This is a genomic window from Hymenobacter swuensis DY53, assembly GCF_000576555.1.
GTDB classification, from domain to species: domain Bacteria; phylum Bacteroidota; class Bacteroidia; order Cytophagales; family Hymenobacteraceae; genus Hymenobacter; species Hymenobacter swuensis.
The window spans coordinates 287,559-303,743 of the sequence record NZ_CP007145.1; the positions used below are offsets into that span (position 1 = coordinate 287,559).

The window sequence follows — 16,185 nt, forward strand, 5'->3', positions numbered from 1 at the left end:
CCGCGCGGTTTGCGGTCGGTAGGCTGGCAAATCGTCCGGTTTTCGTTTTCATTCACTCCTTCCCATCTGTTATGCAAGAGAAAGGTAGCATCTCGATTCACACCGAGAATATCTTCCCCATCATCAAGAAATTCCTGTACTCCGACCACGAAATCTTCCTGCGTGAGCTGGTGAGCAATGCCGTGGACGCTACCCAGAAGCTGAAAAGCCTGGGCCAGCTGGGCGAGTTCAAGGGCGAGCTGGGCGAGCTGAAGGTGAAGGTGAGCGTGGACAAAGAGGCCCGCACCATTACCATCTCGGACCGCGGCCTGGGCATGACGGCCGAGGAAATCAAGAAGTACATCAACCAGATTGCCTTCTCCGGCGCCACCGAGTTTGTGGAGAAGTACAAGGAGAAGGATGCCGCCGCCAAAGACCAGATCATCGGTCAGTTCGGCCTGGGTTTCTACTCGGCATTCATGGTGGCCAAGGAGGTGGAAATCTTCTCCAAGAGCTACAAGGAGGACACCGAAGGCGCGCATTGGGTGTGCGACGGTAGCACCGAGTTTAGCTTGGAAAACACTGAGAAGGCCGACCGGGGCACCGACATTGTGCTGCACGTAGCCGAGGACTCCGACGAGTTTCTGGAGCCGGCCCGCCTCAAAGGCATCCTCACCAAGTACTGCAAGTTCCTGCCTATCGAAATTGAGTTCGAGGGCGAGGTCATCAACCAGACGGCTCCCATCTGGACCAAGCAGCCCTCGGAGCTGACCGACGAGGATTACGTGAAGTTCTACCAGGAGCTGTACCCGTTCTCGGAGCCGCCGCTATTCTGGATTCACCTCAACGTGGATTACCCCTTCAACCTGACCGGGATTCTGTATTTCCCCAAGGTGAAGGACGAACTGCAGTTCCAGCGCAACAAAATTCAGCTGTACTCGCGCCAAGTGTTCATTACCGACGAGGTGAAGGACGTGGTACCCGAGTTCCTGATGCTGCTGCACGGCGTCATCGACTCGCCCGACATTCCGCTGAACGTGTCGCGCAGCTTCCTGCAGGCCGATGCGGCGGTGCGCAAAATCAACCAGTACATCACCAAAAAGGTAGCCGACAAGCTGGCTGAGCTGTTCCGCAAAGACCGCGCTGGGTACGAGAGTAAGTGGTCGGATATCGGTCTGTTTGTGAAGTATGGCATGCTGTCGGATGAGAAGTTCTACGACAAGGCCAAGGACTTTGCTCTCGTGCAGAACGTAGCCGGTAAGCTGTTCACGCTGCCCGAGTATCAGGAGTTTGTGCAGGCCAACCAGAAGGACAAGAACGAGCAGACGGTGGTGCTGTACACCACCGACGCAGAGGCCCAGCATGGCTTCGTGCAGGCGGCTCAGGACCGGGGTTACGACGTGCTGGAGCTCAACGGCCCGCTCGATTCGCACTTCATCGGGCAACTGGAGCAGAAGCTCGAAAAGACTACGTTCAAGCGCGTGGATGCCGATACGGTGGGCAAACTCATCGAGAAGGAGGAAACCACAGAAAGCGTACTGAGCGACGATGACACAACCAGGCTGCAGGACGTGTTCAAGGTGGCCATCAGCAACGAGCACATGCATGTGCAGGTAGAGGCTCTTTCGCCCCAGGATGCGCCGGTTATCATCACGCTGCCCGAGTTCATGCGCCGCATGAAGGACATGCAGCGCGCCGGTGGCGGCGGTGGCATGCAGATGTTCGGCTCCCTGCCCGACAGCTACACGGTGAGCGTGAATGCCAATCACCCGGTAGCCCAGCGCGTGCTGAAAGCCGAGGGCGAAGCCGGCAGTCAGTTGGCCCGTCAGGCGTTTGATCTGGCCTTGCTGGCCCAGGGCCTGCTGAAGGGTGAGGCGCTAACCGCGTTTGTGAAGCGCAGCGCCGACCTTCTAGCGGCTGAGTAGTCTTAGAAAGTCTGTAAAGTATTAAGCAGTACAAAACCTCGGTGGCTCAGGCTGCCGGGGTTTTGTCGTTTGGGCTAGCAGAAGCTACATGGGTTTGAGCATGAGCTTTTTGCCTGCGTGTGAGGGTGGAAGCTGGCAAGTTTGGGCATCAGAACCATTTCACTAAGCTGCTCAGCGTACTCAGCTACTCTCCCTTAGGCACCAAATCCCTCTATATTTACGTTCGATGCTGCGAATCCTGCCCGTTACCCCAATGCGTCTGTTGCGTTTCTCTGTGCTATTGCCGGTCCTGCTGTTGCTAGGTGCCTGCTCCAAAAAAACCGTCTCGTTCAATAGCCGGCCCGATGCGCCCGTGGTGTTGGCTAGTAGTGATACGCTAACCACGGCGGCTGACACGACTGCCGCGCCCTCGCTGCAGGCCAAGCGCACAGCTCTGACCAAAGACCAGGAAAAGGCCGCTAAAGAGAAGGAGAAGCTGGCCCAGCGCAAGCCCAAGAAGAAGAAAAACGTCTTTTTGGGAGAGCGAATCAAGAAAGGATATGTGAAATCAGGGCCGAAGGGCAAGAACCAGTACGTGGAAATCTTCTACTACCTGCGCACCTTCCAGCAGCCCAACCCATTTGCGCCGGCCCGTTACTATTTCAACCCCCGCAAGCGCAAAATCTTCAAGGCCAACACTGAGCTGAATGCCGGCACTGACAAGGTGTTGCATGGCCCCTACAAAAAAATGCAGGGCGGCAAGGTGATAGAAACCGGGTACTTCGCGGTAGGTACCCGCCATCTGCGCTGGGAGAAGTTCAACCGCGACAATACGCTGCTGGCCAAAACACACTACGAAATGGGCTTCCCGCGCGACGCCAACGTGACCTACTACGACGCGGGCCAGAAGCAGGTGAAGGAAGTAGTGCCCTACTACAACGGCAAGCTGGAAGGCGACTATGTGCGCTACAACGAGAACGGCCAGATGGAATGGGTGGGCCAGTTCGAGAACGGCAAGCGTGTGGGCAACTGGGACCGGTACTGGGGCTTCCGTAACACCCGCAACCGCCTGCGCTACCAGTACCAGTACGGCGAATCGGGCTACGACCCGGAAGTGACCGAGCCGGTGCTGGTAAAGGAGTACAACCGCAACGGCGTGCTTATTTACGAGAAAGATAAGCTGGATAACCGCGATAAACCCGACACCGCCCGCCCCGGCAGCAAGCGGTGAAGTGGTGAATTTGTGAAATGGTGAGTTTGACGTTCAGCCCGCGCAAGTGGCGCAACAAGAACGTCAAACTCACCATTTCACAAATTCACCACTTACCAGAATGCATCCTCGAAGTGTTCGATGCGCAGACCCTGGGTGGTAGGGGAGAGGGCCAGAATATCAAAGCGGATGTCACCGGCCCAGTTGAGCTCTTCCTGCAGGTGTTCGGCTGCCAAGCGCAGCAACTGCCGTTTGCGCTCTGTCACGAATTCTTCGGGGTGACCGTACTGAGCTGAGGAGCGCGTTTTCACCTCCACAAACACCAGCAGCTCCCGGCCCCGGTGCATAATCAGGTCTACTTCGGCGCGGCGGTGGCGGAAGTTGCGGTACAACAGCTTGTAGCCCCGGGCCAGCAGGTACTGCAGGGCCGTCTCTTCTCCGTCATGGCCAAGTTGGTGGGCGGCAGTTGGCATAGAGGGTGGGCTCAGGTTAATATGAGTGGCTGGAACAGGTGAACTAGTACCTGAAGTAGCCGGTTTGGTGCTAAATCTAGTACCTTTGCGCGTTCCTTGAGCGGTAGGCGCTGCTCTTTTCGGTGGTGGTATCCGTTAGTGCCGGTTTGCTGCGTAAGAAACCTGCTCGCCATCTAAAAAGGGCCAATTTTCTGCCTGTTGGGGCAGCTAGTTCGTAGCCAGCAGGAGGATTTGCGCTTATCAGGTCCCGTCTTTTTCAGATAGCCCATGTCTCTATATTCTGCCTGCGTAAGTCCCACTGATGTTGGTGCTACGCCGGAGCCGGCCGCTGCTCCGGCCACGACTGGCCAGAACCGCCGGGTGTCCGTACGCCGTCTGGGGTTGGTTGACTACCAGCCCGCCTGGGATGCTCAGGAACAGCTGCTGGCCGAAACGCTGGCGACCAAAACCCTGAACCGGCAGCGGCAGGAAGCCGGAGAGTTGCCCGAACCCACTGCGAACTACTTACTGCTTTGTGAGCATCCACACGTCTACACATTAGGCAAAAGCGGAAAGCCTGAACACCTGCTACTCGATGAAGCCGGCCTAACGGCACATCAGGCTACCTTCCACCGTATCAACCGGGGTGGTGATATCACCTACCACGGTCCCGGCCAACTGGTTGGTTACCCCATTTTCGACCTCGACAACTTCTTCACGGACATTCACCGCTACTTGCGGCTGCTGGAAGAAGCCGTCATCCTCACCCTGGCCGAATATGGCGTGCGGGCCGGCCGCATTGCGGGCCTCACCGGCGTCTGGCTCGATTTTGAGGAAGGCGCGGCCAACCCGCGTAAAATCTGTGCTATGGGTGTGAAATGTAGCCGTTGGGTTACCATGCATGGCTTCGCGCTCAACGTCAATACCGACCTTTCGTACTTTGGCTACATCGTACCCTGCGGCATTACCGATAAGGCGGTTACCTCACTCCGCCAGGAACTAGGCCATGCCGTGCCCTTGGCTGAAGTGCAGGACCGCCTGCTTCCACACCTGGCCCGCCTGTTTGGGGCCAGCCTTGCCACTGAATCTGCTTTATGAAGGAAGATATTGCCTTTGCTCCGGTAGAAGGAGTTTCCATTGCCATTGTGCCCGATGAGGCGGCTACTACCACCGAAGGCCAGCCCGGCTGGTTGGTGTACCTGCTCAACTACAACGACCATGAGCTGGAAAATGTCATCGTTAGCTCCAACGGCTACGGAACCAACGCGGAAGGGGAGCCGGTGCGCACCTCTACGCTGCGTCATTCGCTGTTGATGGTTCCCGAGCAAGCCGCCGTTCCCGTCGAACCGATTGATCCGGCCCTATTTCACCTGAACAACCAATATTGGGTGAGCTATTACGTCGGTGGTCAGATTTTTGATAAGAAGTTCATCTTCGTGCCCGATTCCATCGTGGCCGCTAACCTGACGCCCATTACTTTGCTGGACCGCTCTGGGGTACTGCACAGCTAACCGTATCTTTGCTTTTCCATTTCCTGTCTCACGTTGAGGCATGTTTACAAAAATAGCCGAACCGCAATGAATGCACTCGGAATTCAGTTGGGTCTGTCCTCCCTGTGGGCGTTTCTGGTGGCCTTGTTCGCCGTCCCGTCCATCATTTACATCGCCCACCTGAAAAACATGCTCGATACGCCCAACGTGCGTACCGTGCACGAGTCGCTGACGCCGCGCCTGGGCGGCGTGGCGGTATTTGCAGGCTTTATGTCGGCTCTCACCATTTTTGCCCCTCTTAACAACGGCGTGCAACAGCTACTGGCAGGTTGTATCGTGCTGTTCTTTGTGGGTTTGAAAGATGATCTGGTCAGTATTTCCGTTGCCAAGAAATTTGTGGGCCAACTACTGGCCACAGGTGTGGTCATGATTATGGCTGATGTGCGCATTACCAGCTTTCAGGGCATTCTGGGAATTCAGGAGCTGCCCATCGGCATCAGCTATGCCTTTACCTTTTTCGCCATCGTGGGCATCACCAATGCCATCAACCTCATTGATGGCCTCGACGGACTGGCCGGTTCCATTGTCCTCATCATTGTAAGCACTTTCGGCTACTACTTTTACCGCTACGGCGGGCCTGATTTTCAGAACTATGTGTTCGTGTCGGTGTGCGTGGTAGGCGGTATTTTGGGCTTTCTGCGCTATAACTTTCACAAGGCCACCATCTTCATGGGCGACACCGGCTCGTTGGTGTGCGGCTTTATCGTGTCAATACTCACTATTCAGTTTATTGAGATGGGCCTGAAAGTAGGCCAGCCGTTCGCCTCCTCGGCACCGTCGGTAGCCGTGGGTATTCTGTTCGTACCGCTGTTCGATACGCTGCGGGTGTTCATTGTACGCATGATGGCCGGCCGCTCGCCTTTCTCGCCCGATAAGAACCACGTCCACCACCGTATTCTGGCTATGGGCTTCCAGCAAATCGGCACAGTTATTCTGTTGGGCCTGCTCAATATTGTGGTCATTCTGTTTGTCATCAACTTCGCTTACCTCGGCAATACCATTTTGATTGCCATGCTGGTAGCATTTTCTCTGTTGCTGAGCGTATTCCTAGGCGTGTATCATAGTCGCGCCGAGCGGCAGCGCGTAGCTTCCTAAACAACGACCGGAAGGGTGCAGAACAGTTATTGTCTTTTCATGTGCCTGCTCTGGCTTTGTGGCCTGAGTCTGGGGCCGGCCACCGCCCGGGCCGCCGAATACCGTCCATTGCCTCCTGCACCGCGCGCCGGACTTACTGCCGACTGGCTCATTTTTGATGAGCCACGCAACCGCTTGGTCCTGTATCTGCCTGACTACCACCAGCCAGCCCATGCATACTACCAATGGTTGACCATCCGCCCGGGCAAAGGCCTGCCTGTTAGCTTCACAGCCCGCGAGAAGCTGAGCCTTTTTCTGGATAACCGCTTGGTTTTCACGGCTCGTGTGCCGGCTTCGTATACCGTCGACTTGTCGTTGCTGTTGCCGGCTGGTAGTCCGGCCGGACCCCACTTATTGTGCGTCTGGCAGCCCGACGCCGCCCCTGATCTGGCTTCCTTCAGCAATGCGGTGCCCTTGGTGGCAGCAAAGCCCGGGGCCGCTTCTTCCGCTTCACTAGCAGCTCAGCCCCGGCCCAGAGGGCATCAGGGGCAGAATGTTTTTGTGGGCTTCCTATTGCTGATCGGGTTGTGTTATGGCGGCCTCCGGGCTACGTATCAGCCGGGATTTACGCGCATCTACCAGCTGGAAGGCCTTTGGGGCAAAGGGGCTGCCGAGCAGGATTTCCTGATCAAGCCAACCCTGACTTGGCTGAACTTGGTGCTGGTGCTACTGTTTTCGCTGTCATTTGCGTTGTTGCTGGTCGCCATTCATACCAATATTCAGAGCATCGTAATCCTGCGCCGCCTGTTTGATGTGGCCGAGTCTGCCATTATGGTGCGCGTCCTGCTGTATACGCTACTGGTCGCCGGGTTCGTGCTGGGCAAATACCTGTTCCTGGAGTTGCTGGGCTACATCTTCGATGTAACGGAGCTGGTCACCATCCAGTACCGCGAATTTATCCGGACCATCCTGTTTATGGGTCTGTTTTTACCCGTTGTAATGCTGCTGTATCTGGGCCTTAATCAGCGGCTGCCTGAAACTGTGCTGTGGGTTTCCAACGGAGTGGTTTCCTTGCTGTTGGTTGGAACCTTACTGCGGGTAGCTCGGACCTTACACCGCAAGACATCCTTACTGAATCTGCATTTGTTTTCTTACCTTTGCGCCACAGAAGTGATTCCCCTGATCATTCTGCTCAAGCTGATCGTTTTTACCTACTGACACACACCACTACCGACCTGCATCGGTAGATCCGCAATGCCTCCCTTATTGCCTTAGACTTACCCTTTTTTCTACCCTATGGCCGAGAGCAAAGACCAACCGGGGGCGGGCCGCCACACTAGGCGCATCTCCAGCATTCTGGTCACCCAGCCTAAACCCACTAATGATGTCTCGCCGTACTTTTCTATTGCAGAAAAATACGGGATTAAAGTAGACTTCCGGGAGTTTATCGAGGTTCAGCCAGTTTCCTACAAGGATTTCCGCAAAGAGAAAGTCAACATTGCTGAGCATACGGCGGTTATCTTCACCAGCCGCAATGCCGTTGATCATTTCTTCCGGATTTGCCAGGAGGCGAAGATTGAGATGCCCGCTGAAATGAAGTATTTCTGCATTTCGGAGCAGACGGCCAATTACTTGCAGAAGTACATCGTACTACGCAAGCGCAAGCTGTTCGTGGGCCAGCGCACGGCTGCCGACTTGTTTGAGGTCATCAGGAAGCACAAGGGCGAGAAATTCCTGTATCCGTGCTCTGACATCCGCAAGGACGATATTCCAGAGTTCATGCGGGCTAACAGCTTAAAATTCACCGAAGCGGTTATCTATCGTACCGTTGCCAGCGACCTGTCGGATCTGTCAGATGTGAAATACGATTGTATTGCCTTCTTCAGTCCTTCCGGCATCAGTTCGCTCTTCATCAACTTCCCCGATTTTGAGCAGAACGGTACCCGCATTGCAGCTTTCGGACCCACAACGGCCAAAGCAGTTGTAGACGCCGGACTTGAGCTTGATATTGAAGCCCCGCAGCCTAATGCGCCTTCTATGACCGGTGCCATTGAAGCGTATATTCGGTTGCACCATGGCACTGAAGCCCCCAGAGAGAAAAAACAGAGTAAATAAGTGCCTGCCTTTTTAGAACAAAGGGAATAGATTTCTATTCCCTTTTGTTTTTCTGGTAGAATTTGTTGCAGAGGCTTTTTTGCATACATTTGAAAAGGCCATGCCCATCATTTTTTAGGCATAACTGGCTATACTCAATACCTTATGAAGAAGGCTCTACTCACTGCTATTGTCTTCTCCTTCGCCTTTGGCACTGCTATGGCGCAGCAGCAGCCCCAGTTTAGCCATTACGGCTTTAATGGGATGTTCCTGAACCCAGCATATGCGGGTATCAAGGGGCAGGGAGAAATTACTGCGCTTGGCCGTTCACAATACTTTGGGTACAACGCAACGTTTGATAACGGGGGCTCCCCTCAAACCTATATGCTTACGGCTTCCCTTCCGGTAGCAGCTATAGGTGGCGGCCTCGGTATCGGTATCTACCGGGACAAAATTGCCGAACTTACGACAACCAACGTTCAGCTTTCGTATTCCAAGCATATCAAGATAGGAGAAGGCCGGCTGGGCATTGGTGTGCAGGGAATATTCAATAATATCTATCAGGGCACCTACCGGGCTATAGATCAAGATGATATAAAGGTTCCACGAGAAGGCGCCGACCGGAAGATTGACGCGGGTGTTGGGGTGTGGTATGAATCCGATAAGCTCTATGCCGGCTTGAGCGTCAATAACCTGCTTCGTTCTAGCTACAAATTCAATAGCCAGGTGGTGGGAGGTAAAACGGCTGAGTACATCAACGAAAATCACGCGTACCTGACGGCTGGGTATAATATTGAGGCCTCATCCTCCGTTGTAGTAACGCCTACTGTGCTGATGAAAGTGGTATTACCGGGCAAGTTTGGAGATGATAGTAAGTTTGCCTTCAAAAATAATTCGTACGAAGCAGGCGTACGCGCTACTTTTAATGATCGGTTTTGGGGGGGCTTAGGCTATCGGTACGATGAATCAGTTACGGCTTTAGGAGGCTTGAGCTTCTCGAAAGACAATGCAATGCGGGTGGGATTAGCTTACGACTTAATTGCATTTAATCAGGATGCAAGGGCGCTTAGTTCATTTGAAATTATGCTCTCTTATCGTCTGCCCAAACCGGGTTTAGCAATCCGCCCAGCAATCCGTACACCGCGCTACAGCTTCTAAAAAGAGGCTTGGAATACAGTTAACTCATTACTCGCCATATATTGATCTAGCACAACTGACGAGCTGATATTAACTCATTGTTAACCATTGTTTAACCGGCTAATCAGCCAGTTCGCAGACAAATGGGATGCATTGAGCGATAGGCTTGCGTACGAACGTATGATTCGTTAGATTTGCCAGCTCGAAAAATTGTAATCTTTGGATATCGCCGCCTCGACCGTCTTTTTCTTTCTCACATGAACAAGTTTCTCGTATTGCCTCTCGTCGCTTTTTCGACGCTCATTCTGGGGGGCTGTGGTTTCGGTACAGGGCCGCAGGGTGACCTGGTTGGTGCGGAGGACCGTCCGGAGTTTAACCCGCAGGAGGTGCCCTACGGCATGGTACCCTGTCCTGGTGGAACCTTCCACATGGGCCAGACGGACCAAGATATTTCGGCCTCTATGGTCAACATGAACAAGCAGGTGACTATCGCCGGCTTCTACATGGATGAGACGGAAATCACGAACAATGAGTACCGCCAGTTCATGAATGCCATCCGGCAGGACTCCATTGACGTACTGGGCGAGGAGTACGTGATGACGGAGCTCTACCCCGATACTACGGTTTGGGTGCGCGACTTTACTTACCACATGGGTGACCCCCTGATGGAGTATTACTACACGCACCCAGCCTTCGATGACTACCCGGTGGTTGGGGTTGACTGGTTTGCCGCTAAGTACTTCTGCAACTGGCGCACCAAAAACAAAAACGCGGCTAATGCTGAAGCCGGTCTGGCTCCTACCCCCAACTTTCGCCTGCCTTCCGAGGCCGAGTGGGAATATGCTGCCCGCGGTGGCCGTGACCTAGCTACATATCCCTGGGGTGGTCCTTATCTGCGCAACTCGAAAGGCTGCATGCTGGCTAACTTCAAGCCCGGTCGTGGCGACTATGCTTCGGACGGTTACGCTTACACTTCGCCGGTGGGTGCCTTCTTCCCCAATGACTTTGGCCTGTACGATATGTCGGGCAACGTGTCGGAGTGGTGCGATGATGCCTACATGGAAGCTTCCGTACCGGTGGTGTGGGATATGAACCCAACCAACCCCGATGATAACGAGCCCCGCAAAGTAGTGCGTGGCGGTTCCTGGAAGGACATTGCGTACTTCCTCGAAACCGGTACCCGCAACTTTGAATACCAGGATTCGGCTCGCTCTTACATTGGGTTCCGTACCGCCATGATTCAGATCGGCATGGGTACCAACGAAAGCCTGAACTAATTGCCGGTAACATCCGGTGCAGTAAAACTCCCACACACTACTGCTTTGCTTTCTTAAAATTCATTACCACAACAACTTCTTTTCCAACATCACAATCACATGGCAGCTAAAGGCGGTAGTTTTCTGTACGATGTGCTGATGCCCAAAGTGTACGGCATCGGCGCAGCAGTCGTAATCGTAGGGGCATTGTTCAAAATTCAGCACTGGGAAGGTGCCAGCGAAATGCTGATTGTAGGTCTGGGCACAGAAGCCCTAATCTTCCTGCTGAGCGCATTCCAGCCCAACCCCAAAGAAGTTGACTGGTCCTTGGTTTATCCGGAACTGAGCGAAGGTTACGATCCTTCCACCAACAGCAACAAGTTCGTTGAGCAAAGCACCGGCACGGGCCTGACCCGCAAGCTAGACGATATGCTGAAAGATGCCAACGTGACGCCTGAGGCTATTGCGTCGCTGGGCCAGGGCCTGAACCGCCTGAGCACCACTACGCAGCAGCTCTCGACCCTCGGCGACGCTACCAGCGCTACCGATGAGTACACCACCAAGGTGCGCACCGCCGCTCAGTCGCTGGAGCGTATCAACGAGGCATATTCGAACACTGCTACGGCCATGACGGCTATGGCTGATGCCACCAACGATGCTCGTGAGTACCATGTGCAGGTGCAGAACGTGACCAAGAATCTGGGCGCGCTGAATGCAGTGTACGAAATGGAACTGCAGGATGCCAACACGCACCTGAAGTCCATGAATAAGTTCTACGGTACCTTGGCTCAGGCCATGGAGAATCTGACCGAAGCTGGTAAAGAAACCGACCAGTTCAAGCAGGAAGTGACCAGCCTGACCACCAACCTCAGCTCGCTGAACCGTGTGTATGGTAACATGCTGAACGCCATGCGTGCTACCAACTAAGGTAGCTGCACTGTACGTCTCAGATTAAATTCCACACAGTATAGTAACAGGTAGACACGATGGCGGGAGGTAAAGAGACTCCACGGCAGAAGATGATCGGGATGATGTACTTGGTACTCACCGCTCTTCTGGCCCTACAAGTAAACTCAGCAATTCTGCTCAAGTTCAAGTTTCTGGATGACAGCTTGTCGGCTATCAACGGCAAAGTGTCGAAGGCGAACGATGACAAGGTAAAAGGCATTAAGGGGCAGGTTGAAAAAAACCGTAACCAAGCCAAAGACCTTGCTGTGCTGAAGCAGAGCGAAGAAGTTCGGCAGAAAACGCAGGAAATAGTTGCGTACTTGTCTTCCGTCCGCACCAAGCTGCTGGAGAAAACGGAAAACAAGGGTAAGAACGAATTCAAGAACATGAGCGCCGAGGATAAAGTGGCAGAGCTAATGTTGGGTGCCAGTCAGAATGGGGAAGGCTATACGATGAAAGGGCAGTTGAACAACTACTCTACTTACATCAAGCAGTTCGTGCCTAACGCTGGTGCTTTGGCCCTTGATGCCAAGGAAGATCCAATGGTGACGGAGAAGGAGCAGAAGAGCAAGAACTTTGCTCAGCTCAGCTTCGAAAATACGCCGGTAGTTGCTGCTTTGGCCGTTCTCTCGCAGAAAGAAGCCGAAGTGCTGAAGTATGAATCAGATGCACTGAGTGCGTTGGCCCAACGCGTAGGTGGTTCGGTTATCGTATTCGACAAAATCGGGGCTTTTGCTAGCGCGGAGTCGAATACGGTGGCTGCTGGTACTAAGTACAAAGCAGAACTTTTCCTGACGGCTTCAGCTTCGGGTCTGAACCCCAGCATGACGCTGAACGGCTCACCGCTGAAAGTGGATCAGGCAACCGGCAAAGGTAAAATCGAATTCACGGCTCGTCCCGGCGCTTTCGACCAAGCTGGTAACGCCAAAGGCTCTTGGACCGGTACCATTCGATTCAAGCAGAATGGCCGCGACACAGTCTTTACTGTAAAGACGCCTTACACCATTACCAAGCCCGTAATGCAGATTCAGTCGGCTTCGGTTCAGGCGTTGTATTTCAAGTGCGGCAACAAGCTGAGCGTACAGGTACCCGCGCTGGGTGCTCAGTACGATCCTAGCTTCTCTGCTTCCGGTGCTTCTACCATCAAAGGCTCGGCTAAAGGAGAGGTAACGCTGGTTCCCAATTCGAAGGAAGTAACTCTGAACGTTAGCAGCGGCGGCAACCCCATTGGCTCGCAAACCTTCCAGGTTCGCCCCATTCCTAAGCCGGAGATTCAGTGCTGGGTAGGTGGCCGTCCGGCTAACGAAAAGCAAGGTACTCCGATTACGGCCGTTCGTAACATGAATATGAAGGCGGTAGCCGATGCTGGTTTTGCTACCTTCCTGCCAGATGATGCTCGTTTCCGGGTATCGCGCTACGAAATCACGTTGGTACGTGGCAAGCGTCCGGCTATGCAAACCATTACTGTCAATGGTCCAACGGTTGATCTGAGCAGTGTGGTAAACACCGCTCGTGAAGGTGACCGTCTGTACATCGAAGTAAAAGGTGTTCAGCGTCAGAATTTCCAAGGCAACGTGGAAGACGTAAATGTTTCAAAGCAGTTCAATATTCCGCTGCTGTAAGCGTTACTGACTCTGAACTATCCGTCGCGCTTTTTTGATTACCCTGGTATGAACAAATTCCTCTCCTTCGCCGCTCTGACGGCCGGCCTGACGCTGTCGGTGGCAGCCTCGGCTCAGGAACAAGCTACCACCGCGAGCAGCAATGGCTCGTACCGCCCGATTCCGAATTCGGACATCATGTTCCGAAAGACCATCTGGCGCGCGATTGACCTGCGCGAGAAGCAGAACAAACCCATGTTCGCCGAAGGCAAGGAAATCAGCCGTGTAATCATCGACGCGGTGAAACGTGGCGAACTGCAGGCTTACCGCAACGACTCCCTGACCACTACCTTCTCCTCGAAGGAAGTAATCAGCAACATGTCGTACGCAGAAGCCAGCGCAGGTTTGAGCGACGAGGAAAAAGCCGCCGGTTTCTCCGAAGATACCGGGGATGACTGGGGTGCTCCCGTTAAAAAAGGAGCCAAGGGCAAGGCTGTAGCTAAAAAGGCGCCAGTAGTAGCACCGAGCTACGAGATTCGTCCGAAGGATATGTATCAGATGGAGATGAAAGAGGATATGATTTTCGACAAGAAACGGTCGAGAATGTATCATGATATCAAGTCCATTACGCTGCTTGTTCCTTCTACGCTGAGCTCTAACACTGCCGGTATCGAGAAAACCATTGGGGTGTTCAAATACAGCGACCTAGTTCGCGTATTCCGGGCCAACCCGGATAAGGCTATCTGGTTTAATCCCCAAAACGATGCCCAGCATAAAAACCTTGCTGACGCTTTCGAACTGTGGCTGTTCAACTCATACATTGTGAAGGTATCGAACCCCAGCGACTCGCGTCTGGATGAGATTTATGGTGGTCAGCAGCAAGGTATTCTGGCTTCGCAGCAAGCGGCAGCCGACCTGATCGAGTACGAGTATAACCTGTGGTCGTTCTAATATCACGGACTTGGGCGGATGTATCGGATTAAACGAATTTCGTAGTCGATTCATCTGTCTGATTACACAAAAGAGCCCCAACCTTACGGTTGGGGCTCTTTTGTGTTTGATCACCTCGGTTCATGATATTAAGATTGTTGGGGTTCTTCCTGCTGGCTAAAATAGTTAAGCAGAATGCGGGCTTTGGCTTTTCCAACCTCTTCAATAAGCTGGGCTTCGGTTAGCTCTTTGATCTTTTTGACGGACTTGAACTTGGTCAGGAGCTTATCGGCGGTGACGGGTCCGAGGCCTTTTACGTCGGTCAACTCGGTTTTGAGGGTGGCGGCGTCGCGGCGGGAGCGGTGGAAGGTGATGCCGAAACGGTGGACTTCGTCGCGCATGCGCTGAAACAGGCGGAGCGACTCGCTCTTCTTATCGATATAGAGCGGTAGAGGGTCGTTGGGTACGTAGATTTCCTCTAGGCGTTTGGCAATGCCGATGACGGCCATCTGGCCCCACAGGTTGAGGTCTTTGAGCGCCTTTACGGCCATGCTGAGTTGGCCCTTGCCACCATCCACAATAACCAGCTGCGGCAAGCTGGCTCCTTCATCTACCAAACGGCGGTAGCGTCGCGTAACCACTTCGTACATGGAGTCGAAGTCATTGGGGCCGATGACGGTTTTGATGTGGTAGTGGCGGTAGTCCTTTTTGCTGGGCTTAGCGTTGCGGAAACACACCATGGCAGCCACCGGATTATCACCCTGGAAGTTGGAGTTGTCGAAGCATTCGATGTGCTTGGGTAGCTCCGTCAGGCGTAAATCCTTGCGAATGGTTTCCATGATGCGGACTTCGTTCAGGTCCTTGCTCCGGTCGTTCATGCTTTCCTTCTCCTTGCGCAGGTACAGCACGTTTTTCAGGCCTAGCTCAATGAGCTTGCGCTTGTCGCCAATCTGGGGCTGGGCGATGCTGACGCCGGGCAGGGGCAGGCTAGGTACAGGTAGGTTGGTGAGAATTTCCTTCGATTCACTCTCAAACTCCTGCCGCATCTGCATGATGAGCGGGGCCAGAATTTCCTCATCGGGTTCATCCAGCTTCTTCTGCACCTCTACCGACTGCGTGAGTACGATGCTGCCGTTCATCACCTTGAGGTAACTGATGAATGCCGACTTCTCATTCGACACGATGCTGAATACGTCGATGTTTGACAGGGAAGCATTCACGATGGTGCTCTTGCTCTGGAATTCGTCGAGCTTGTCGAGCTTGAGCTTGAACTGGTGCGCCAACTCGTACTGCTGCTCCTGGGCCGCCTGGGTCATTCGTTCCCGGAAGTATTGCTTGGGCAGGCGCAGGTCGCCATTGAGGATCTGGCGGATCTGCTGGATGTACTGGCTGTAGGTTTCCTCATCTTGGTGGCCTTCGCAGGGGCCTTTGCAGTTGCCCAGATGATACTCCAGGCATACCTTGAACTTGCCGGCCTCAATGTTCTGGGGCGAGAGATTATAGGTGCAAGTGCGCAACGGATACAGGGCCCGAATGAGCTCCAGCAGCAGGTTCATACCCGTCACGTTGGCATAGGGGCCGTAGTAGCGACCCTGGCCAGCAATCTTGTTACGGGTGGGGATGAGGCGCGGAAAGCGCTCGTTGGTCAGCAGCAGATACGGGTAAGTTTTCCCGTCTTTGAGCAGGATGTTGTACTTAGGCTGGTGCTGCTTAATGAGGTTGTTTTCCAGCAGAAACGCGTCCGACTCCGAGTCGACAATGGTAAACTCAATGCGGCGGATGTTCTTGACCAGTTGCTGGGTCTTCTTGTTGTGGTCCTGCTTGGTGAAGTAACTGCTGACCCGTTTCCGCAGGTCGATGGCCTTGCCAACGTAAATGATGCTATCCTCGTCGCCGAAGTATTTGTACACGCCCGGGCGGTGGGGCAGCTGGCGGATCTGGTCCTGTAGTTCGGGGCGGGCAGCCATATCACAGAGTAGTGCTGAGTGTTCAGCTGGTTATGCGGGTTTCGGGCTGTAGTGCGAGAAGCAGGAAAGCCTCTGCGGAGGTA

The 16,185-nt window shown here is 53.9% G+C and carries 14 protein-coding genes; 12 read left to right on the plus strand and 2 right to left on the minus strand.

Annotated elements, in window-relative coordinates; translation table 11 throughout:
- Positions 1–71: 71 nt before the first annotated feature.
- Positions 72–1,904 carry a molecular chaperone HtpG gene (htpG, locus tag HSW_RS02730; protein WP_044000736.1) on the plus strand — a complete coding sequence of 611 codons (1,833 nt, stop codon included), beginning with the start codon at positions 72–74 and terminating at the stop codon, positions 1,902–1,904.
- A 226-nt stretch (positions 1,905–2,130) separates the two neighbouring features.
- Entirely contained in the window at positions 2,131–3,114 is a 984-nt protein-coding gene (locus HSW_RS02735; protein WP_155832797.1) for a toxin-antitoxin system YwqK family antitoxin, read from the plus strand.
- A gap of 92 nt (positions 3,115–3,206) precedes the next feature.
- Here the strand turns inward: HSW_RS02735 and HSW_RS02740 are convergent, their stop codons facing one another.
- Positions 3,207–3,566 (minus strand): YraN family protein, encoded by a 360-nt coding sequence (locus tag HSW_RS02740; protein WP_044000738.1) that lies wholly within the window; start codon positions 3,564–3,566, stop codon positions 3,207–3,209.
- Between the two features lie 267 nt (positions 3,567–3,833).
- Between HSW_RS02740 and lipB the strand changes: the two genes are divergently transcribed.
- The 10 genes from lipB (at position 3,834) to porN (ending at position 14,156) form a co-directional block, all read left to right on the plus strand.
- Positions 3,834–4,643 (plus strand): lipoyl(octanoyl) transferase LipB, encoded by an 810-nt coding sequence (lipB, locus tag HSW_RS02745; RefSeq protein ID WP_081768228.1) that lies wholly within the window; start codon positions 3,834–3,836, stop codon positions 4,641–4,643.
- Entirely contained in the window at positions 4,640–5,056 is a 417-nt protein-coding gene (locus tag HSW_RS02750) for a hypothetical protein (protein ID WP_044000739.1), read from the plus strand. The genes lipB and HSW_RS02750 overlap by 4 nt, the downstream gene beginning before the upstream one ends.
- Positions 5,057–5,122: 66 nt before the next feature.
- Entirely contained in the window at positions 5,123–6,190 is a 1,068-nt protein-coding gene (locus HSW_RS02755) for an MraY family glycosyltransferase (RefSeq protein WP_044000740.1), read from the plus strand.
- Between the two features lie 39 nt (positions 6,191–6,229).
- Entirely contained in the window at positions 6,230–7,387 is a 1,158-nt protein-coding gene (locus HSW_RS02760) for a DUF4271 domain-containing protein (RefSeq protein WP_052346037.1), read from the plus strand.
- Positions 7,388–7,465: 78 nt separating this feature from the next.
- Positions 7,466–8,284 (plus strand): uroporphyrinogen-III synthase, encoded by an 819-nt coding sequence (locus HSW_RS02765; RefSeq protein WP_052346038.1) that lies wholly within the window; start codon positions 7,466–7,468, stop codon positions 8,282–8,284.
- 144 nt (positions 8,285–8,428) lie between these two features.
- Positions 8,429–9,421, plus strand: coding sequence for a PorP/SprF family type IX secretion system membrane protein (locus tag HSW_RS02770; protein WP_044000741.1), 993 nt, complete (start codon positions 8,429–8,431; stop codon positions 9,419–9,421).
- A 236-nt stretch (positions 9,422–9,657) separates the two neighbouring features.
- On the plus strand, positions 9,658–10,677 hold the full coding sequence (gene porK / locus HSW_RS02775) for a T9SS ring complex lipoprotein PorK/GldK (protein ID WP_044000742.1): 1,020 nt from the start codon (positions 9,658–9,660) through the stop codon (positions 10,675–10,677).
- 99 nt (positions 10,678–10,776) lie between these two features.
- A complete protein-coding gene (porL, locus tag HSW_RS02780; protein ID WP_044000743.1) occupies positions 10,777–11,583 on the plus strand; it encodes a type IX secretion system motor protein PorL/GldL in 807 nt (268 codons plus the stop codon).
- Between the two features lie 59 nt (positions 11,584–11,642).
- Positions 11,643–13,226: a type IX secretion system motor protein PorM/GldM gene (gene porM, locus HSW_RS02785; RefSeq protein WP_044000744.1), complete on the plus strand. Its 1,584-nt coding sequence runs from the start codon at positions 11,643–11,645 to the stop codon at positions 13,224–13,226.
- A gap of 48 nt (positions 13,227–13,274) precedes the next feature.
- Positions 13,275–14,156 (plus strand): type IX secretion system ring subunit PorN/GldN, encoded by an 882-nt coding sequence (gene porN / locus HSW_RS02790; protein WP_052346039.1) that lies wholly within the window; start codon positions 13,275–13,277, stop codon positions 14,154–14,156.
- 128 nt (positions 14,157–14,284) lie between these two features.
- Here porN and uvrC read toward each other — a convergent pair whose 3' ends face one another.
- Positions 14,285–16,102, minus strand: a complete 1,818-nt coding sequence (gene uvrC / locus HSW_RS02795) for an excinuclease ABC subunit UvrC (protein WP_044000745.1) — start codon at positions 16,100–16,102, stop codon at positions 14,285–14,287.
- Positions 16,103–16,185: the final 83 nt, after the last annotated feature.